The sequence below is a fragment of the Stenotrophomonas sp. LGBM10 genome (genome assembly GCF_046736075.1).
In the GTDB taxonomy this organism is placed as follows: Bacteria; Pseudomonadota; Gammaproteobacteria; order Xanthomonadales; family Xanthomonadaceae; genus Stenotrophomonas.
On record NZ_CP177163.1, the window covers coordinates 2,650,928 to 2,669,329 of the forward strand.

An 18,402-nucleotide genomic window follows, 5' to 3' on the forward strand; every position below is an offset into this window, starting at 1 on the left:
ACCACCTGGTGCAGGGCCTGCCGCGCTGGCCGCTTGCCAAGCACAGATGCGGCTCACAGGCTGCGACAAGACCGTTCCACGATGGACCGCGCCGGTATAGCATCGCCAGCGATTTAACTGACCAGGCCCCTTAGGAGGCAATCATGAGCAACGGTAATGGTGTGACCGCGACCCTGTCGCAGGGCGTCGAAGAAGTGAAAGAAGTGGCCGGCAAAGTGGGCGAGACCATCGCCACCACCGCTGAAGACGCCGTGGCGTCGGTGAAGAAGACCGTCAAGCGCGCCCGCAAGGCCGCGACCACCCAGGTCGCCAAGGTCAAGAAGGCCGTCAAGAAGGCCGAGAAGACCGTCGCCAAGAAGGCCGACAAGGCTGCCAAGTCGGTCGGCAAGACCCTGGCCACCGCCAAGAAGAAGCTGGAAACCGCCAAGAGCAACGCCAAGGCCGAGGCCGCCGCGCTGAAGAAGCAGGTTGCCAAGAAGAAGGCCGCCGCTGAAAAGGCCGTGACCAAGACCACCAAGGCTGCCGGCAAGAAGGCCACCACCGCCAAGAAGGCTGTGACCAAGAAGGCCGCCGCTGCCAAGAAGACCGTGACCAAGAAGGTCGCCACCGCCAAGAAGGCTGTCGCCAAGAAGACCGCGACCGCCAAGAAGGTGGCCGGCAAGAAGACTGTCGCCGCCAAGAAGGCCGTGACCAAGAAGGTCGCCACCGCCAAGAAGGCCGTCGCCAAGAAGACCGCGGCCGCCAAGAAGGTTGTCGGCAAGAAGACCGCCGCTGCCAAGAAGGTCGTCGGCAAGAAGACTGCCGTTGCCAAGAAGGTTGTCGGCAAGAAGATCGCCGTTGCCAAGAAGGTCGTCGGCAAGAAGACCGCTGCGGCCAAGAAGGTCGTCGGCAAGAAGACCGCTGCGGCCAAGAAGGTCGTCGGCAAGAAGACCGCCGCCGCCAAGAAGGTTGTCGGCAAGAAGGTCGCCACCGCCAAGAAGGCCGTGACCAAGAAGACCGCTGCCCGCAAGGCCGCCCCGGCCAAGCGTGCCGGCGCTGCCAAGACCGTGGCCCGCAAGGCCCCGGCCAAGCGCGCGCGCAAGTAAGTCTTACGTGCCGTTCCCGCCTGCGGGCGGGAGCGGCATGGCGGCCAGGTGGCCGACCGCCACCGATGCCGCACTCACCTGGCGCCTGCTACGGTGAGGCTCCCAAGCGAGGGAGTTTTCATGCGCGGTCTCGACTTCAGTTCCTGGCAGGCCATGCTGTCCACCCTGATCGGGCTGGCGGTCATCACCCTGATTGGCGTGGGTATCCGCCTGCTGGTGATGCAGACCCTGCAACAGCGCCGCGAGCGCGAAAACCGACAGATCAACGAACGCCTGCGCACCCTGATCGCGGCCTACAAGACCTTGGGCGGCTCCTTTACCGGCGCGCTGGACGTGGACCCGCGCCACCTGCGTGACCTGCGCCATGCCCCGCACGAGGACCACCCCGACGATGCGGCGCTGCGCCTGGCCGACGCGGTGGCCACCGCCGGCAGCGACCGCGCCCGGCGCATCCGCGATGCCGTCGAGGCCGCACTGTCGGACATCATTCTGCTCGGCACCGACGAACAGGTACGCCTGGCCGCGCATGCGGCCACCGAACTGGCGCAGGGGCGCGCGGTGCCGACGGCGGCACTGGTGGTGTCGCTGCGCGATTTCATCCGCGCCGCGCTCGACCTGGCGCCGATTCCCGCCAGCGTCGCGATCCCGCAGCAGGGACCGGCGCGTCCGTCGGCCGGGGCCAAAGGCAAGGCCGACGCGGGTGACAAGGGCGGTGCGAAAGGCGGCGGCGGAGGCGGTGGGATGGGCGGCGGCATGGGCGGCATGGGCGGCATGGGCGGCGGGCAGGCCCTCGACGACGCGCCCGACCCCCCACGCTGATCCCGGCGCCCTGCGCTGTCCCGCTTACCCGCCCAGTTCCACCACCGGCACGAAACCGCCGTAGATCATCCGCTTGCCGTCGAACGGCATCGGATTGTGTGCCGGGTCCATGCGCGGGTCTTCCATCATCTTCTGCATGCCCGCATCGCGCGTTGCCTTGTCCGGCCACTCGATCCACGAGAACAGCACCGTCTCATCCGCCTTGGCCTCCACCGCGCGGTAGAAGTCGGTCTGCTTGCCATGCGGCACGTCGTCGCCCCAGCACTCCACCACGCGGGTGGCGCCATGCTCGATGCAGATCGCATCGCCCATGCGGGCATGAGCCAGGAACGCCTCCTTGTTGGCGGTGGGCACGGCAAGCACGAAACCATCGATGTAAGACATGGAACACCTCCGGAAGGGGCGCGCCGGAACGGGCGCCTCGCTGATATGACGAACCACGGCACGGAAAATCGACACGCTGCACCCATCCGACGATGGGGAATGTGATGAAAACCGCGTTTTTTTCCACAAAGCTGAAGCAATTTATCGGATGAATTGCATCTTCGCGTCAGAAAGTTGGCGCCTGTCATGGCGCGATGGCACGGTCGGGGTCTCGACGATCATGGGACGAAGGAAGGCCCGATGCATGCCGAAGCAGTTGCCCCCCTTCACGCCCTGGCGCGGTTGCAGCAGGACCACCGCCTGATCCGCGTGGACACCGTGCTGGACCCGCAGACCTTCCTGGTCAAACGCTTCCAGAGTACCGAACAGGTGTCCCAGCTCGATCAGCGTTGATGTCGTACGCAACAATCTTCGTCTCCAGGGCCAGTACTTCGATGAGGAGACAGGGTTCAACTACAACCGCTACCGGTACTACGACCCGAAACTGGGGCAGTTCATCGGCCAGGATCCGCTGACGTTGCAGGCTGGCGAGAACTTGTATGACTTCGCACCGTCTGCCATCAACTGGATGGATGCGCTGGGACTGAGCTGTGATGAAGTGCTCGACTCGGCGGCGATGATCAACCTGCAGCGGCGGCTTGCCAATATGGTGAATCAGGTCAGAGATGAGCTGCTGAACGATCCCAAGCTACTACGCCGGTACCTTGGACAATGCGACTCTTCTTTGGAACGGCGCTTCAGCGACGCGTGACAGACCTTGCGGAAGGTGACAATGTCCTTTCAGTCCTACGTCCTACTCGGGGAAATGCGCCCCAAGACTACTTTGGCCCAGGTGGGCTTGGCTACGAGATAACCGGATCAAGTCCGTCTTCAATTTGGTCTCACAGTCAGCGCGACGGGGTGGATGTAGTCGTGACGTATGACAATTCCCGGAAACGTTGGCTACAACTGGACTGGTGGGGGAAAGGGTGGTTGATGATCTTGCGTCTGTCTACGCACTGGCCGGTCCGAGCGAAGGTGCATCCCGTGAACTCCGGGAAGCAACGTTTGATCGGTTGCGGTTCGATCGCCTGCTTTTTGGCCCGGGAACTCCGGAGGGCGGCCTCGTAACGGTATCGCGGTGCAGCTTCACCAAGTGCAAGGTTGATGGCAGCTTTCGGATCGCACACGGCGTCCAGATGGATGACGTGCTGTTCGACGACATGCGCTCGCCAGACGCGATGATCATCAACACACAGACGGTACTGAGGCGCATTGTCATCAGCGGTGGCAAGAACGCATCAAGCCTTTGGGTAAAGCCGAGTGAGACTGAACGGTCACGGCCGGCGCTGGATGCATGGCTGGAAACTGCACCTCAGAACGAATTGGCCTTGGATTTTTCCAATCTGCAATCGCATGCAGAGGTCGTCGGACTTCCTCTGTCCAGGCTGAGGTGGAATCCAGAGTGTCACGTCCCGCTGACTCTTGACTGGGTATCGGATCCCACATGGACCAATCTCGGCTTGACTCCCAATGGTTTCTGGGAGCGACGAGTTCTTCGCCTGAAGGATTTCGGATGTACCGAGGGCGTGTTTACCCTTCCTGACAGTTCCAGCAAGCTTCATAAGGCTGCCATGACAGAGCTCGGTGAGATGCAGGCCGCTGGGTTTGTAAAACCACCTTGGGGGGGTATCGGCGGCTAACGCTGATTGCTGGCTGTTTCACTGCAAAGCTGGTGGCCTTCCATCGAAAAGAACGTGCAGCCCTACGCCAGCCTCCCCGGCCGTGCAAGACGATCTTGGGACTCGAACGCACCTGCGCAGGCGCGCGTGTGCCAGAGTCAGCCTGAACCTCCGCAAAAAATTCACGGTTCGCACAACGGCTGCTTTCAGGGCGCGTTCGGGCGAATAACGGAGAATTTACATTTCCAAGGCGGCACGCAGTGCGCCGCTGCAAGAACAGAGGTGTACCCCCATGAAGACGTCCCTGATTGCCCTGGCGCTCGCCGCCGCCCTGCCGTTCGCTGCTTCCGCTGCCGAAGGCCTGTCCTACAACTACGCTGAAGGCGACTACGTCAAGACCGACGCCGACGGTGGCAAGGCCGACGGTTGGGGCGTGAAGGGTTCCTACGCGTTCCTGCCGAACTTCCACGCCTTTGGCGAGTACAACCAGCAGAAGACCGACATCGGCAACTTCAAGGTTGACCAGTGGCGCGTGGGCGTGGGCTACAACCAGGAAATCGGCAACAGCACCGACTTCGTGGGCCGCGTTGCCTACAACAAGTTCGACCCGAAGGAAGGCCTGGACTTCAACGGCTACAGCGCTGAAGCCGGTATCCGTACCGCGTTCGGCCAGCACGCCGAAGTCTACGCAATGGCCGGCTACGAGGATTACAGCAAGAAGCACGGCGTCAATCCGGATGGCCAGTTCTACGGCCGCCTGGGTGGCCAGGTGAAGCTGAACCAGAACTGGGGCATCAACGGCGACATCAAGATGGATCGCCACGGTGACAAGGAATGGTCGGTCGGCCCGCGCTTCAGCTGGTAAGCGCAGTCTGATTGCATCGCCACGCGCCGTACCGGCGTGGCAGAAAAGGGCCCGGCATTGCCGGGCCTTTTTCGTGGGCGTCGCCGGCGCCGGATCACACCGGATTAACCGCGTCCGGCGTCTAGTGGCGGCTCCCGCAGCGCCCCACCCTGGAGACGAACATGCCCGCTTCCCCGACGATTGTGCTGGTTCACGGGTTCTGGGGCGGTGCCGCGCACTGGTCCAAGGTGATCCTCGCCCTGCACCGCGCCGGCCATACGGCGCTGCGCGCGGTGGAGCTGCCGCTGACATCGCTCGCCGACGATGCCGAACGCACGCGCAAGATGGTCGCGCAGGTCGATGGCCCCGTGCTGCTGGTGGGGCATTCCTATGGCGGGGCGGTGATCACCGAGGCGGGCAACCTGCCCAACGTGGTGGGACTGGTCTACATCGCCGCGTTCGCGCCCGATGCGGGCGAGAGCCCGGGCGGCATCACCCAGCAGCATCCGCCGGTGGCCGTGCCCAACCTGGAGGCAGACAGCGACGGCTACCTGTGGATCAAGCAGGACAAGTACCACGAGAGCTTCTGCCAGGATCTCGGTGCCGACGAGGCGCTGGTGATGTCGGTGGCGCAGAAGGCGCCGCTGGCGAGCACGTTCGGCGATGCGATCAGCGCGCCGGCGTGGAAGCAGAAACCCAGCTGGTATCAGATCTCCAGCGAGGATCGGATGATCTCGCCGGAGAACCAGCAGCGCATGTCGGCACGTCTGGGTGCACGCAAGGTGATCACGCTGGCGGCCAGCCATGCGTCGCTGGCCTCGCAGGCCGATGCGGTGGCGGCACTGATCGGCGAGGCTGCTGGCGGCTGATCGCGGCGCTACCGGGCTGCGTGGCCTACATCCCCGCAGCCAGCAATGCCGCGCTGCGGTCCAGCAGGATGCGCGATGCGGGGGCGGCGCCCAGCAGGTGCAGGCACGCATGCACCATGCCCGGCAACCGCTCGCACCGTACCGGCACCCCGGCCAACTGCAGGCGGTGCGCGTAGTGCTCGCCCTCATCGCGCAGCGGGTCGTGGTCGCAGACCAGGATGCTGGCCGCGGGCAGCCCGGCCAGGTCCTGCGCGCGAGCGGGCACCGCGTAGGGATTGGCGAGGCTGTCCGCATCCAGATACGCGTCCCAGCAGCGCTGCATCAGGGCGGTGGTGAGGAAGTGGCCCTCGCCGTAGCGACGGTGGCTGTCGGTGTCCACCGCCGTATCCAGCGCCGGGTACAGCAGCAGCTGGTGATGGATGGGCGGGCCGCCGCGGTCGCGTGCCAGCAGCGCCACGCCGGCGGCGAGATTGCCGCCGGCGCTGTCGCCGCCGACCAGCAGCCGGGCCGGGTCGACGTCGAGCGCGGCAGCGGTGCGGTGGCTCCAGTCCAGCACCGCATACACGTCTTCCAGCGGTACCGGGAACGGATGCTCCGGCGCCAACCGGTACGCCACCGCGATCACCACGCAGCCGCTCGCATTGGCCAGGGCCCGGCACGGGTTGTCGTACACCGCCAGCGACCCCTGGAACCAGCCGCCGCCATGTGCGAACACCAGCCCTGGCCGCGCGTGGCCAGGCGTATGTCCGGCGGGCCAGTACACCCGTACGCCGATGGCGTGGCCATCGTTGGCGGCCACGAGGACATCGCGGACTGCCGCGACCTCCTCGCGTGGCCCCTGCAGTGCGGGCAGTGCCGTTTCGCTGGCCGCGCGGAGGTCCAGCAGCGATGCCTCCGCCACCGCCGCCGGCGGTGGCAGCGCAGCCAGGAAGCGCGCGATATCCGGGTCCAGGTTCATGCCTGGCACGCCGGCAGCAGGAACGGCAGCAGCTGGGCCAGGAAGGCCTCGGGCGCCTCTTCCATGACGAAGTGGCCGCAGTCGGCAATCATCGCCCCGCGGAGGTCGCCAGCATGGGCCCGCATGGTGTCCATCGGCATGTCGGCGGTGGCGTGCTCGGCGCCGATCGCCAGGACCGGCATCGCCAGCGGGGTGAGCGCACGGAGACGGTTCTGGCGGATCGTTTCGGGAATGGCGCGGTAGTAGCCGAAGCCACCGCTGAGCCCGCCCGGGGCCGAGTACGCGCGGATGTACACCTCGCAGGCCACCGCTTCGCGGCGATGCGCCCAGCGGTCGAACATGAAGGTGAGGTAGGCGCGCTCGCGGCCGGCGATCAGCGCTTCGGGCAGGTCGCGCACCTGGTTGAACATGAAGTGCCACAGGAAGATGTTGTCTTCCGGCGCCACGAACACCGGCGGTGCCTCAGCCAGGCCGGGAATCACCGCCTCGGTGATCGCCAGGCGCTGCACGGCCTCCGGCTGGTCGCTGGCCAACGCGTAGGCGACCCACATGCCCACGTCGTGGCCCACCACCTGGTAGCGCGCGTGGCCCAGCTGCTGCATCAGCGCGTGCAGGGTGGCGGCGGTGGCGCCGGTGTCGTAGCCGTGCGCCGGGGTATCCGAATCACCGGTGCCCGGCGGGTCCACGGCGATGGCCTGGAAACCCTGTGCGGCGAGCGCCTGCATGATGTGCCGCCAGGCATACCAGGTCTGCGGCCAGCCCGGGATCAGCAATACCGGCCGGCCCTCTCCGAGGATCGCGCAGTGCACGCTGCGACCGTCGATGCGGACATGGCGGTGCACCACGCCATCCAGCGCGGCCGAAGCGGAGCGGTCGTGTACGGTCTTCATCAGTGGATCCCCAGCATGCTGTTGATCTGCGTACGGCTGACCGGCGCACCGGCGAAGTCGTCGAAGATGCGATCGGTGACCTTGATGATGTGTGCATTGATGAATGCCACGCCCTCGCGCGCGCCGTCCTCCTGGTTTTTCAGGCAGCACTCCCATTCCAGCGTGGCCCAGCCGTCGTAGTCGTACTGGGCGAGCTTGGAGAAGATGCCCTTGAAGTCCACCTGGCCGTCGCCGAGCGAGCGGAAGCGTCCGGCGCGCTCGGTCCAGCCGCTGTAGCCGCCGTAGATGCCCTGGCGCCCGCTCGGATTGAACTCGGCATCCTTGATGTGGACCATGCCGATGAAATCGCGGTAGATGTCCAGGAAGCTCAGGTAGTCCAGCTGCTGCAGGACGAAGTGGCTGGGATCGAACAGGATCCGGCAGCGCCGGTGCATGCCCACTGCGGCATGGAAACGCTCGAAGCTGGTGCCGTCGTGCAGGTCTTCGCTGGGATGGATCTCATAGCAGAGGTCGATGCCGTGCGCGTCGCACACATCCAGGATCGGCAGCCAACGACGCGCCAGTTCCTCGAACGCGGCCTCGATGAGCCCGTCCGGCCGCTGCGGGAACGGGAACAGGTACGGCCAGGCGAACGCGCCGGAGAAGGTGCCCATGCGGTCCAGGCCCAGCCGTTGCGAGGCTTTCGCGGCCAGCTTGAGGCGTTCAACCGCCCACGCGGTGCGCGCGGCCGGGTCGCCGTGCAGGGCGGCCGGCGCGAAGCTGTCGCAGAGCGCGTCGTAGGCGGGGTGCACCGCCACCAGCTGGCCGAAGATGTGGGTGGTGAGTTCGCTGATCACCAGCCCGTGGCTGGCCAGCATGGCGATCAGGTCGTCGCAGTACTGCTGGCTGTGCGCGGCCTGTTCCACATCGAACAGGCGCTCGTCCCACGCCGGGATCTGCAGTGCCTTGAAGCCCTGGGCGGCGGCCCACGCGGCGATGGAGGGCAGATCGTTGAAGGGGGCCTGCTCGGCACTGAACTGGGCCAGGTGCAGGCTGGGGCCTTGGAGGGTACGCATGAAGGTGCTGCCTTATTGTTTGTCGAGCGACAAAGAATAGGCCGGTGATTCGTCCCGGTCAACGCCCGGTTTGGATAGAATCGCCACACCGCTTCAAACCGTAGTGATGCTCATGGCCGGCCGCCCCCGCGAATTCGACAAGGACCACGCCCTCAAGCAGGCGATGCTGCTGTTCTGGGAGCGTGGGTATGAAGGCACGTCGATGTCGGCGCTGGTGGAGGCGCTGGGCATTGCCTCGGCGCGCATCTATGCCGCGTTCGGCAGCAAGGAGCAGTTGTTCCGCGAGGCGGTGGCGCTCTACGAAGCGGGCGATGGCGGCTTTGCCGACCGGGCGCTGCGCGAGCAGGCGGTGCGCCCGGCGATCGAGCGCATGCTGCACGATGCCGTGCTGACCTACACGCGGCGCGGCCGTGCGCAGGGCTGCCTGGTGGTGTCGGCGGCCACCAGCACCGCACCGGAGAACGAGGCCGTGATGGACTGGCTGGCCGAGCACCGCCGCCAGCGCACCGCGCAGATCATCGCGCGACTGCGGCAGGCCGCGAGCGCCGGGGAACTGCCCGATGGCAGCGACGTACAGGCGCTGGGTGACTACTACGCCACCGTATTGCACGGCATCTCCACCCAGGCCCGCGATGGCGCCAGCCGCGCGCGCCTGCTGGCCGCCGTGACCGTGGCGATGCAGGCGTTGCCGGTGGTGCCGACGGCCTGATGAACCCGGCGCGGCTCAGCGCCGCGCCGCTGCGCCGTCGCCGCGGGCCACCGCTTCCACTTCCTGCAGGCTGGCGCACGCGGTATCGCCCGGCGTGGACATGGCCAATGCACCATGCGCCGCGCCCAGTTCCACCGCTGCCTGTTCGCCCTTGCCGCTGAGCAGGGCGTGGACCACGCCGGCCACGAATGCATCGCCGCCGCCCACGCGGTCAAGCAGGTCCACCTCGCGTGTGCGTGAGAGGAACAGCCGCTCGCGGGTGCGCAGGGCGCCGGCCCAGCCGTGACGCGCGGCCGTGGCGGCGTCGCGCAGGGTGAACGCCACCGCCTGCAGATTCGGAAAGCGCGTCAGCGCACGCAGCGCCGCCGCGTCGGCCGGGCCCACGTCCATCGGGGTGGTCCGCTTGCCCAGGTCGTCCAGGTCCATGCCCAGACAGGCGGCAAAGGAATATTCGTCGCCGATCAGCAGGTCGCACTCGGCGGCGATGGCGCAGTTGGCATGGCGCGCCGCGTCCGGATCGGGATGGCTTTCCCACAGGCTGGCGCGGTAGTTGAGGTCGTAGGACACCGCCACCCCATGCCGGCGCGCGGCCCGCACGGTGGCGATCGCGGTCTGCGCGCTGTGCTCGGAGAGGGCAGCAAAGATGCCGCCGGTATGCAGCCAACGCGCGCCGTCGCGGCCGAACAGCGCGTCGCCGTCGATCTCGTGCGGCTGCAGCTGCGACGCGGCTGAGGTTGCCCGGTCGGACACCCCCAGCGGCGCGCGCACGCCGAACCCGCGTTCGGTGAAGTTGAGCCCCATGCGCGTGTTGCGGCCGATGCCGTCGTAATCGCGCCAGACGATCTGGCTGGAATCCACGCCGCCGGCCTGGATCAGCTGCCGGGCCAGTTCGCCCAGCTCGTTGCGCGGCAACGCGGTCAGGACCGCACTGCGGTGGCCGAAGGTGCTGCACAGGCCGCGCGCCACGTTGTACTCGCCGCCGCCTTCCCACACGGTGAACTGGCGCGCGTTGCGCACGCGGCCCTCGCCCGGATCGAAGCGCAGCATCACCTCGCCCAGCGCCAGTGCATCCCAGCGCTGGCCGTTCGATGCGGCCACCGCGAACTGCTGCGCGCTCATCGTGCCTTGCACCCGAGCAGGCCCAGGTCGATGCCGGCAGCCATGCGCCGGTAGCCCTCGTCGTTGGGGTGCAGGTGATCGCGGGTGATGTCCTCGGGCAGGTTCTCCGGGGTGGACGGATCGCGCAGGATCGCGTCGAAGTCGATCAGGGCGTCGTAGCCGCTGCGGCCGCCGCGCATCCAGGTGTTGAGCGTGGTGCGGGTCGCCGCCGACAGCGGTTCGTAGCGGTCCGAGCCGCCGAACGGGGTGATGGTGGCGGCGATCGCGCCGATGCCGTTGCCGTGCAGGCGCTCGGCGATCTGGCGGTAGCCCAGCACCATGTCCTCGGCGTTGCGGCCGGCCTTGGGCGGGGTGCCGCCATCGTGGCGGATGTCGTTGATGCCTTCGAACACGATCACCTTGCTCACGTTGGGCAGGGCGATCACATCGCGGTCCAGCCGCGCCAGCGCGCTGTGGCTGCGGCCGTGGTCCATGACCTTGTTGCCGCTGATGCCGGCGTTGACCACCACCACCTGGTCCGGGCAGGCCTGCTGCAGGCGGGTGGCCAGCAGCGCCGGCCAGTCGCCGTTGCTGCCGCGCGTGGCGGTGGCGCCTTCGGTGATCGAATCGCCCAGGGCGACCACCACCACCGGCCTGGTGGCGCGCTCGGCCAGCACGGCCGATACGACGTTCTGCCGGTAGGCGAGTTTGACCTTGTCGCCCACCTCGGCCTGGCGGCCGTCGGCGACGCGCAGCGCGGTGCGCCGCACCGCAGGCCGGGTGGGCTCGGGGAAGTACACGGTCAGCGATACATCGGCCAATGCCGGCACCGTCATCGCGACCGGGTCGCTGAGCAGGGCGGCGCCGACCGGCACCACCACCGCGTTGCGACCATTGAAGGTGACCAGCTTGGCCGGTGTGGCCGTGCCGGTGCGGTGAGCGGTGACGCCGCCGATGGTCAGCGGCGCATCGCCCAGTTCGTTGCTGATGCGGAAGCGCAGTGCGGTGGCCGAACTGGCCAGGCGCATGTCCTGGCGCACCGTCTGGTTGGCGAACTGTACGGGTGCTTCGGGCGTACCGTCCTTGCGGTCGGGTGCCGGTGAGGCGGTCCACGCCGGCACCCAGACCTGGGCATGGGCGGGCAGCGCAGCAGCGCTGGTGGCAAGTGCAATCGACAATGCAGTGATCCAGCGCAGCATGGCGGCCCTCCCAGGCGGTCAGCGGAACGTGTCTATCAGGAGAAGTAGGTGCCGCCGTTGACGTCGACGTTGGCGCCGGTGATGAAGCCGGCGGCATCCGACGCGAGGTACACGGCGGTATCGGCCGCTTCCTGCGGGCGACCCTGGCGGCGCAGCGGGGTGTTGCCGGCCACGGCGGTACGCACTTCCGGCTTGGTGAATTCATCGTGGAAGCGGGTGGCGATCATGCCGCAGCACAGCGCGTTGACGCGGATGCCGCGCGGCCCCAGTTCCTTGGCCATCGCGCGGGTGAAGGTCATCACCGCCGCTTTTGCGGTGGCGTAGATCGACGCACCCGGACCACCGCCATCACGGCCTGCCTGCGACGCGAAGTTCACGATCGCGCCGCCCTCGGGCATGTGCGGCACCACCGCGTGGGTAGTGAGGTAGACAGAACTCATGTTGAGGTCCATCACCTTGTGGAAGAACGCCTCGTCGATCTCGGCCAGCGGGCGGCGCTGCACCATGCCGCCGGCAACGTTGACCAGCACGTCGATGCGCTCGCCGAACGCGGCCTGGGTGGCCGCGACCATGCCGGCAACGGCGGCGGCGTCGGTAACGTCGGCGCGGTGCACGATCGCGGTGCCGCCAGCGGCCTGGATCTGCGCCAGGGTGTCCTGCGCGCTGGCCTCGTCGTTGGCGTAGTTGATGCAGACCTTGGCGCCGGCAGCGGCCAGCTTGAGCGAGATCTCGCGGCCGATGTCACGTCCGCCACCGGTGACGATGGCCACCTTGTCGTTGAATTGGGTCATGGAAAAACTCCAGTAGTGCGTTGGGGGAAAAGGAAGGGGTGGGGCTCAGCGCGGCGTGGCCGGCCCATCGAGTTTTTCGACGCGGCCGGTGACCAGCCACAGCGCCAGCAGCGAGGCCGGCACGAGCGCGGCCACCAGGATGAAAATGGGGGCATAGGACTGGTGGGTCATTGCCGGTACCAGCCAGGTGGTGATCAGCGTGCCGGCCACCGCGGCCATGCCGCCCAGGCCGGCCACCGAGCCCACGGATTTGCCGCTGAAGATGTCGCCAGGCAGGGTCTGGATGTTGCCGATGGCGATCTGGAAGCCGAACAGCACGAAGGCGATGGTGATGACGGCCCACACCGGGTCGGTGGCGAGCACGGCGCCGAGCAGCGCCGGGGCCATGATCGCGCCACCCAGGGTGATGACCACTTTGCGCGCCTTGTCCACGCTCCAGCCGGCCCCGATCAGGCGCCCGGACAACCAGCCGCCACCCAGGCTGCCGATCATCGCGCCCACGTAGGGCACCCAGGCGAAGATGCCGATCTGCTTGATGTCGAAGCCGAAGGTGTCGGCCAGGTAGATCGGCAGCCAGGACACGAACAGCCACCAGATCGGGTCGAGGAAGAAGCGCGAGATCAGGATGCCCCAGGTCTGCCGGTGGCCCAGCAGCTGGCGCACGTTGGGCACGTACTCGGCCTTGGGCACGGCCGGCTGTTCGGTGGGCGCATCCAGAATCAGCGCCCGCTCGGCCGCGCTTACCCACGGGTGCTTGTCGGGGCCGGCGCGGTAGATGATCAGCCAGGGCAGCAGCCACACAAAGCCGATCGCGCCGATCAGGATGAAGGTGCCGCGCCAGCCCAGCCACAGGAACAGCACGGCGATCAGCGGTGCCGACACGATTGCGCCGATCGACGCGCCGGCATTGAACACGCCCTGCGCCAGCGCCCGCTCACGTGCCGGGAACCACTCGGCATTGGCTTTCACCGCACCCGGCCATGCGCCGGCTTCGCTGATGCCGAGCATTGCGCGGACCAGGCTGAAGGACAGGATCGAATGGGTGACCGAATGCAGGGCGATGGAGATCGACCACACCGCGATCGACAGGGCGAAGCCCAGCCGTGTGCCGATGATGTCGAACAGCCGCCCGAACACGAACTGCCCGGCCGCGTAGAACAGCATGAACACGGTGACCAGCAGCGCGTAGTCTTCCTTGGTCGCGCCGACGTCCTTGGAGATCTGCGGCCACATCACGGCCAGGGCGTTGCGGTCGATGTAGTTGATCACCGTGGCAATGGCGATCAGGGCCACGATCAGCCAGCGGACGTAGGTACGGGCCTGGGTGGTGACCTTCATTTGGTGTCCTTGCCGGTAGCGGTACCGGTGTCGAAGCGCTTCCAGCCGCCCTCCCAGCGCCAGCGCTGTCCGTCGCCGCTGACCTCATGGCTGCCGGCCTTGCCCGGTTCGTCTGCGATGCCCAGCGCGATGCGCTGGCCGCCGGCCAGGTCGAGCACCAGCACGTCGGCATCCTTGCCGCGGTAGTGGGCGATACGGTCGATGCGGCTGTTGGCGCCGCGCACGGTTTCGGCGGTGCCGTCGTACCTGCCGTGCGGTTCCAGCACGCCGTAGAAGGTGGTGGCGGCCTGGCCGTCCACGCGCTGCAGCAGCATCGGTTCGCGGCGCAGGTTGAACGCGGGATCGTTCGCGCCGCTCTCGCCGATCAGCGCACGCGAGGGCGCGGTGCTGGCGAAGCGGTAGGTGTAGAAGCGGCCGTCCAGCAGCCAGGTGAGGCTGCGTGCCTCGCTGGTGGGCTCGCTGGATGCGTCGATCCACACGTGCTGGTAGCCGTTGGCCTTGCCGAGCACCGGCCGCGCCGTCACTGCGGACTGGGTCTTGAAGCCCACATCCATGATGTGGCCGTTGAAGTGCAGCGGCAGGTCGTAACGCGCCGCTTTGCTGCCGGTGACGCGCAGCAGGTCCAGCACCACCGGCTCGCCCAGTGCAGGGTGCGAAAGCAGCGCTTGCGTGCGGGTGAAGGCAACGCCGTCGTAGGCACCGTCCATGCGCGCCGAGGCGATCTGCGTGTCGTTGCCGGTGGCGAACAGCAGCGGTGTCGGCGCCAGTGCCTGGCCCTTCTTCCAGTCGCCGCCGAAATGGCTCTGCTCGTTCACCACCAGCGTGTTGTGGGCGATGGTCTGGCGTGCCCAGCTGGTGTTCTCCGGCAGGTAGATGCCGCCGGACTTGGCCTCGATGTTGAGGAAGCGCGCCGCGCCGTAATCGGTGACCACGCGCTGGCCGTTGTCATAGAACAGCCAGTTGAGCTTGTCGAAGTGGCCGTGGCCCATACCCTGCTTGGTGTTCTTCATCACCAGTGCCTGGCCATCGGCACCGCCCATGCGCAGGATCGCCAGCGCGCCCTCGGTACCGTCCGGTCCGTCGCGCAGCAGGGTGGGGACGAAGTCGAACGGCTTGGCCTTGTCCTGCGCCAGCGCCTGGGCCACCTGCAGGCCCTCGGGCGAGAGCAGTACGCGCTTCTGTGCCTTGGCCACCGACAGCAGGCGTGCGTCGCCGGTCTGTGCGTAAGCGATGTCGATGCCGGCCACCAGTTCCTCGGTGTCCAGGCCCTTGTCCAGGATGGCGTCGTTGATCGGGAAGAAGTAGCCGCCGTAGCTGGTCTGCACCAGCGCATCCACCGCCTTCAGCAGCACCCCGTCGCGACGTTTGAAGATGCCCTGCTGCGGCGCGTTGCGCTCGATGGCGTTGGCGAACAGGATGAACGGCGCCAGCGCATAGCGCTGGTAGTAGGGGCCTTCTTCGTAATAGCCGTCCGGCGAGAACAGCTGGTCCACCTGTTTGAGGAAGCCGGCGCTGCCATCGCGCCGGCTGCCCTTCAGCGCCTTGTCCACGTAAGTGGGATCACGCAGCACATAGCCGGTCATGCCCACCGCGGCCACCGCCCAGGTGGCGTGGTTGTGGATCTTGTCGAAGTTCTCCGGCGTGCCGCTCAGGAAGTCGGCCATCGGCCGGAACACGTTGTTGTCGATGGTGGCGCGGTCGGCGGCGCTGAGGGTGTCGCGGATCGCGTCGTAGCCCTGCACCGCGCTGACCAGCCACACCGAATCGTTGAGGGTCTGCCAGAACAGCCGGCCGGGAATCTGGCCGCGTCCCTGCGGGTGCGCACCCAGCCCGGGATAGAGCTTGGCGTAGCCCAGCAGCAGGTCGCGCGCGTAATCGGCATAGGCCGTGTCGCCGGTCAGCCGGTACAGCGCGCCGGCGGCCTGGATGGCCTGGTAATTGCGCTTGTGCTGCTCGTGGGTGTAACCGCCACCCTTGTCTTTGGGCACCGGGACGTCAATGCCGGCCTTCATCATCGCGCGCACGCGCTGTTCGGCACGCTGCTGTTCCCGCGCGAACAGGGGGAAGCGCGCGCCGTCCTGGCGCATCTGTGTCCATTGCACGGGCGTCACCAGCACCGGGGCGGTGGCATCGGCCGCCGGTTGCTGGGCGCGGGCCGGTGCGGCGTGGGCGGGGGGCAGCACCGCCGCGCCAAGGGAAGCGGCCAGCAGCAGCAACAGGGGCGTGGAACGCGTCATGGCAGGGTCTCGGCAGGAGTATCGGACTGCATTGCCGCCGTGGCGGTAAGCACGTTGTTGCGCACGCGCAGGTGGGGTTCGCCCACGCGGTGGCTGAAGCGCACGCGGCCGCTGTGCGCGAACTGGTTGTCCACCAGGGTGGCCTGCTGCACGCCATGCAGGCGCAGGCTGGTGTCGTCGGCCACGCCCACGGCCTGCAGCTGGTTGCCCTGCACGCGCAGGGAGGGGCCGAAGGTGCTCTCGTCGGTGCCGCCGCGATACAGGTCCAGCAGCGGCCCGCCGATGCGGGTGAAGCGCGAATCGACGATGTCCACCTGTTCGGCGTTGTAGGTGCCCAGGTCATCGGTTTCGGCGGCGGCGGCGATCACGCTGCCGCTGATGTCGTCCACCGTGGTGTTGCTGATGCCGATGCGCGCGGCGAGGCTGCCTTTGCCGGCATTGACCAGATCGAACGCCTTGTTGGCGGTGAGCCCGTGGATGCGGCTGTCCTCGATCAGCAGGGTGTAGTTGAACGCCTGGCTGCCCGGGGCGATGCGGACCACCGCATTGCCGGCGGTGTCCGGGGCGAGTGCGCCGTCGATGTCCAGCCGCGACAGCTTCAGCGAGCCACCGGCACGGATCTCGAACAGGGAGGGGCGGGTGAATTGCAGGCGCGCCTGGCCGCGTGCGGGTCCAATCACGCTCAGCGGGTGGTTCACGCCCAGCACCTGGTCCACCCGGTACTGGCCGCGCTGCAGCTGCAGGCGGTCGCCCGGTGCGCTGGCCGCGATGGCGCGGGTGAGGGTGTCCTCGCCCGGCGCCACCTGGCGCAGGCTGCCGCTGTCCAGTGCGGTGGTGTTCAGCGCCTTCGGGTACCACGCCACCCCCACCTGGTCGCGGGCGATCGGTGCCAGGTCGCGCGGCGCACCGGCAGCGATGGGGTCTACCGGGTACTGCAGGCCGTTGGCCGCGCGCTGCAGGGTCACGTTGGCCGCGCTCACCCCGCCCGGGAAGCCGACCGAAACGGCGGGGCTCTGTACGTTGGCGCTGAAGGCGATGCCCGACAGGTCGCCCTGGCTGCGCAGCAGGGTCTGCTTGCCGTCTCCGATGAACAGGTTGGCCGTCATGCGGCTGTTGACCGGCATTGCGTTGCGCTCGTCATCCAGCCCGGCACCCAGGAACAGCTGGCGCACGTTGATGAAGCTGTTGCGCTCGATCACCGCATCGGCCACCTGCTCGTAGCGGTTCAGCGGCGCGTCGCGGGTGCCGGCCATCACCGCCAGCGCGGCGGCGAAGTTGTCGCCGGCCACGTTCTCGACATAGTTGTCGCGCACGATCTGGCCGCGGTTGATCACCCGCACGCCGCCGGTATGCGGCTTGTTGTTGCCCAGGAACACATTGCGTTCCACCACGTTGCCGTGACCGTGGCGCAGCACCAGCGACCCGCGCGATTCGAAGAACACGTTGCCGCGGTACAGATTGCCGCCGGACTTGTTGGAGACGATCTCCACCTCGCCGTCGCAGTGTTCGAACCAGTTGTTCTCCACCACCGTATGCGACTCGGACTGCGAATCGTGGCTGGTGCCCACGCGCAGGGTCTCCCCGCCGTTGCTGCCCAGGTTGGGGCGCGGGCCGAACCAGTTGTGGTCGATGCGGTGGCGGTTGTCGAGCCCGCTGGTGGCGTTGCGCACCACCACCAGGGTGGTGCCGGCATTGGTCTTGCCCACCAGCTGGTTGTGGTCGAAGCGGTTGTGCTGGCCGTACATCCCCACCCAGTTGTCCGACTGCTGGCGGTCCGGCTTGTTGTAGCGGTCGATCACCACGCCGGTCACCCGGCTGTGGTTGGCCCATTCCTTGGACGAGGCGCGGAAGGAGACCACCTCGCCGCCCGGCGCCCAGCCATCGCGGAACACCAGGTTGGACACCTCCAGGTAGGCGCCGGCGAGCCGCAGCTGCGATTGACCGCTGAGGATCACCCGGCCGGGGGTCTGGGCCGTCACCTTAATTGGTTGACCAATTTTGCCGGTGCCCCGCAGCAGCAGGTCGAAATCGCGCCAGACCCCGTCGGCCAGGATCACGGTATCGCCGGGTTGCAGGCTACCGGCCACCTGCGCGTAGCCGGCGGCATCGTGGACCAGGTGATCGGCCGCGAATGCCGGCAGGGCGCCGAGCAGCAGGCATGCGGCCAAGGCCGCCGCAAGCGGGCGCAGCGCCTGTGGCGCATGCGAATGGTGCAAAGTCACAGGCTTACCCTCCCAGATCAACCGTGGCGTCCAACGCGAGTCCGGATCGTAACAGGTCGTGCGCGGCGTGCGTCAACCACAATCGCATACCACTTTAGGTGCATGTGGTTGGCCTGTTGCGCATATTCCTGCTGCATCCGCACATTAAATACCGCCAAAGTGGTCTGGGTGGATCACAGGGGTAGACTTTAGTACCAATTCATTGACATTGGTCCAGCAACCGTGAATTGTCCGGATCGAATC

The 18,402-nt window shown here is 67.3% G+C and carries 18 protein-coding genes; 8 read left to right on the forward strand and 10 right to left on the reverse strand.

Going from position 1 to position 18,402, the window contains the following annotated elements:
- Positions 1 to 143 precede the first annotated feature (143 nt).
- Positions 144 to 1,085: a histone gene (locus ACLB90_RS11280; RefSeq protein WP_411849588.1), complete on the forward strand. Its 942-nt coding sequence runs from the start codon at positions 144 to 146 to the stop codon at positions 1,083 to 1,085.
- Between the two features lie 120 nt (positions 1,086 to 1,205).
- On the forward strand, positions 1,206 to 1,904 hold the full coding sequence (locus ACLB90_RS11285) for a hypothetical protein (protein ID WP_411849589.1): 699 nt from the start codon (positions 1,206 to 1,208) through the stop codon (positions 1,902 to 1,904).
- Between the two features lie 24 nt (positions 1,905 to 1,928).
- Here ACLB90_RS11285 and ACLB90_RS11290 read toward each other — a convergent pair whose 3' ends face one another.
- Positions 1,929 to 2,288, reverse strand: a complete 360-nt coding sequence (locus ACLB90_RS11290) for a DUF1428 domain-containing protein (protein ID WP_411849590.1) — start codon at positions 2,286 to 2,288, stop codon at positions 1,929 to 1,931.
- Between the two features lie 240 nt (positions 2,289 to 2,528).
- Between ACLB90_RS11290 and ACLB90_RS11295 the strand changes: the two genes are divergently transcribed.
- From ACLB90_RS11295 to ACLB90_RS11315, 5 genes are all read left to right on the forward strand, one after another.
- Positions 2,529 to 2,681 (forward strand): hypothetical protein, encoded by a 153-nt coding sequence (locus ACLB90_RS11295; RefSeq protein WP_411849591.1) that lies wholly within the window; start codon positions 2,529 to 2,531, stop codon positions 2,679 to 2,681.
- Positions 2,671 to 3,039, forward strand: coding sequence for an RHS repeat-associated core domain-containing protein (locus ACLB90_RS11300; RefSeq protein ID WP_411852744.1), 369 nt, complete (start codon positions 2,671 to 2,673; stop codon positions 3,037 to 3,039). Before ACLB90_RS11295 ends, ACLB90_RS11300 begins: the two co-directional genes overlap by 11 nt.
- A 217-nt stretch (positions 3,040 to 3,256) precedes the next feature.
- A complete protein-coding gene (locus tag ACLB90_RS11305; RefSeq protein ID WP_411849592.1) occupies positions 3,257 to 3,970 on the forward strand; it encodes a hypothetical protein in 714 nt (237 codons plus the stop codon).
- 271 nt (positions 3,971 to 4,241) lie between these two features.
- Complete coding sequence (locus tag ACLB90_RS11310) at positions 4,242 to 4,814, forward strand: Ax21 family protein (RefSeq protein WP_137191825.1); 573 nt, start codon at positions 4,242 to 4,244, stop codon at positions 4,812 to 4,814.
- A 161-nt stretch (positions 4,815 to 4,975) separates the two neighbouring features.
- Positions 4,976 to 5,662, forward strand: a complete 687-nt coding sequence (locus ACLB90_RS11315) for an alpha/beta hydrolase (protein ID WP_411849593.1) — start codon at positions 4,976 to 4,978, stop codon at positions 5,660 to 5,662.
- Positions 5,663 to 5,687: 25 nt separating this feature from the next.
- Here the strand turns inward: ACLB90_RS11315 and ACLB90_RS11320 are convergent, their stop codons facing one another.
- Genes ACLB90_RS11320 through ACLB90_RS11330 form a run of 3 tightly spaced genes read right to left on the reverse strand, consistent with a single transcriptional unit; the run spans position 5,688 to position 8,565 of the window.
- On the reverse strand, positions 5,688 to 6,620 hold the full coding sequence (locus ACLB90_RS11320; RefSeq protein ID WP_411849594.1) for an alpha/beta hydrolase: 933 nt from the start codon (positions 6,618 to 6,620) through the stop codon (positions 5,688 to 5,690).
- Positions 6,617 to 7,510 (reverse strand): alpha/beta fold hydrolase, encoded by an 894-nt coding sequence (locus ACLB90_RS11325; protein ID WP_411849595.1) that lies wholly within the window; start codon positions 7,508 to 7,510, stop codon positions 6,617 to 6,619. Before ACLB90_RS11325 ends, ACLB90_RS11320 begins: the two co-directional genes overlap by 4 nt.
- Entirely contained in the window at positions 7,510 to 8,565 is a 1,056-nt protein-coding gene (locus ACLB90_RS11330) for a sugar phosphate isomerase/epimerase family protein (protein ID WP_411849596.1), read from the reverse strand. Before ACLB90_RS11330 ends, ACLB90_RS11325 begins: the two co-directional genes overlap by 1 nt.
- A gap of 112 nt (positions 8,566 to 8,677) precedes the next feature.
- Here ACLB90_RS11330 and ACLB90_RS11335 point away from each other — a divergent pair, with 112 nt between their 5' ends.
- Positions 8,678 to 9,274 carry a TetR/AcrR family transcriptional regulator gene (locus ACLB90_RS11335; protein ID WP_411849597.1) on the forward strand — a complete coding sequence of 199 codons (597 nt, stop codon included), beginning with the start codon at positions 8,678 to 8,680 and terminating at the stop codon, positions 9,272 to 9,274.
- Between the two features lie 15 nt (positions 9,275 to 9,289).
- On the opposite strand, the gene ACLB90_RS11340 is transcribed toward ACLB90_RS11335, so the two are convergent.
- From ACLB90_RS11340 to ACLB90_RS11365, 6 genes are read right to left on the reverse strand one after another with little or no spacing between them, the layout of a single operon-like run.
- Positions 9,290 to 10,393, reverse strand: a complete 1,104-nt coding sequence (locus ACLB90_RS11340; protein ID WP_411849598.1) for a sugar kinase — start codon at positions 10,391 to 10,393, stop codon at positions 9,290 to 9,292.
- Positions 10,390 to 11,571, reverse strand: coding sequence for a GDSL-type esterase/lipase family protein (locus tag ACLB90_RS11345; protein ID WP_411849599.1), 1,182 nt, complete (start codon positions 11,569 to 11,571; stop codon positions 10,390 to 10,392). Before ACLB90_RS11345 ends, ACLB90_RS11340 begins: the two co-directional genes overlap by 4 nt.
- Before the next feature lie 35 nt (positions 11,572 to 11,606).
- A complete protein-coding gene (locus ACLB90_RS11350) occupies positions 11,607 to 12,362 on the reverse strand; it encodes an SDR family NAD(P)-dependent oxidoreductase (protein WP_411849600.1) in 756 nt (251 codons plus the stop codon).
- Positions 12,363 to 12,407: 45 nt separating this feature from the next.
- Positions 12,408 to 13,700, reverse strand: coding sequence for an MFS transporter (locus ACLB90_RS11355; RefSeq protein ID WP_411849601.1), 1,293 nt, complete (start codon positions 13,698 to 13,700; stop codon positions 12,408 to 12,410).
- Positions 13,697 to 15,937 carry an oligoalginate lyase gene (locus ACLB90_RS11360; RefSeq protein WP_411849602.1) on the reverse strand — a complete coding sequence of 747 codons (2,241 nt, stop codon included), beginning with the start codon at positions 15,935 to 15,937 and terminating at the stop codon, positions 13,697 to 13,699. The genes ACLB90_RS11355 and ACLB90_RS11360 overlap by 4 nt, the downstream gene beginning before the upstream one ends.
- Entirely contained in the window at positions 15,934 to 18,159 is a 2,226-nt protein-coding gene (locus ACLB90_RS11365) for a polysaccharide lyase 6 family protein (protein WP_411849603.1), read from the reverse strand. The genes ACLB90_RS11360 and ACLB90_RS11365 overlap by 4 nt, the downstream gene beginning before the upstream one ends.
- Positions 18,160 to 18,402 lie beyond the last annotated feature (243 nt).

Bases quoted from the DNA above. Each gene is read 5' to 3' on its own strand.
- ACLB90_RS11280 (WP_411849588.1), top strand. From the start codon at position 144: ATGAGCAACGGTAATGGTGTGACCGCGACCCTGTCGCAGGGCGTCGAA.
- ACLB90_RS11285 (WP_411849589.1), top strand. From the start codon at position 1,206: ATGCGCGGTCTCGACTTCAGTTCCTGGCAGGCCATGCTGTCCACCCTG.
- ACLB90_RS11290 (WP_411849590.1), bottom strand. From the start codon at position 2,288: ATGTCTTACATCGATGGTTTCGTGCTTGCCGTGCCCACCGCCAACAAG.
- ACLB90_RS11295 (WP_411849591.1), top strand. From the start codon at position 2,529: ATGCATGCCGAAGCAGTTGCCCCCCTTCACGCCCTGGCGCGGTTGCAG.
- ACLB90_RS11310 (WP_137191825.1), top strand. From the start codon at position 4,242: ATGAAGACGTCCCTGATTGCCCTGGCGCTCGCCGCCGCCCTGCCGTTC.
- ACLB90_RS11315 (WP_411849593.1), top strand. From the start codon at position 4,976: ATGCCCGCTTCCCCGACGATTGTGCTGGTTCACGGGTTCTGGGGCGGT.
- ACLB90_RS11320 (WP_411849594.1), bottom strand. From the start codon at position 6,620: ATGAACCTGGACCCGGATATCGCGCGCTTCCTGGCTGCGCTGCCACCG.
- ACLB90_RS11325 (WP_411849595.1), bottom strand. From the start codon at position 7,510: ATGAAGACCGTACACGACCGCTCCGCTTCGGCCGCGCTGGATGGCGTG.
- ACLB90_RS11330 (WP_411849596.1), bottom strand. From the start codon at position 8,565: ATGCGTACCCTCCAAGGCCCCAGCCTGCACCTGGCCCAGTTCAGTGCC.
- ACLB90_RS11335 (WP_411849597.1), top strand. From the start codon at position 8,678: ATGGCCGGCCGCCCCCGCGAATTCGACAAGGACCACGCCCTCAAGCAG.
- ACLB90_RS11340 (WP_411849598.1), bottom strand. From the start codon at position 10,393: ATGAGCGCGCAGCAGTTCGCGGTGGCCGCATCGAACGGCCAGCGCTGG.
- ACLB90_RS11345 (WP_411849599.1), bottom strand. From the start codon at position 11,571: ATGCTGCGCTGGATCACTGCATTGTCGATTGCACTTGCCACCAGCGCT.
- ACLB90_RS11350 (WP_411849600.1), bottom strand. From the start codon at position 12,362: ATGACCCAATTCAACGACAAGGTGGCCATCGTCACCGGTGGCGGACGT.
- ACLB90_RS11355 (WP_411849601.1), bottom strand. From the start codon at position 13,700: ATGAAGGTCACCACCCAGGCCCGTACCTACGTCCGCTGGCTGATCGTG.
- ACLB90_RS11360 (WP_411849602.1), bottom strand. From the start codon at position 15,937: ATGACGCGTTCCACGCCCCTGTTGCTGCTGCTGGCCGCTTCCCTTGGC.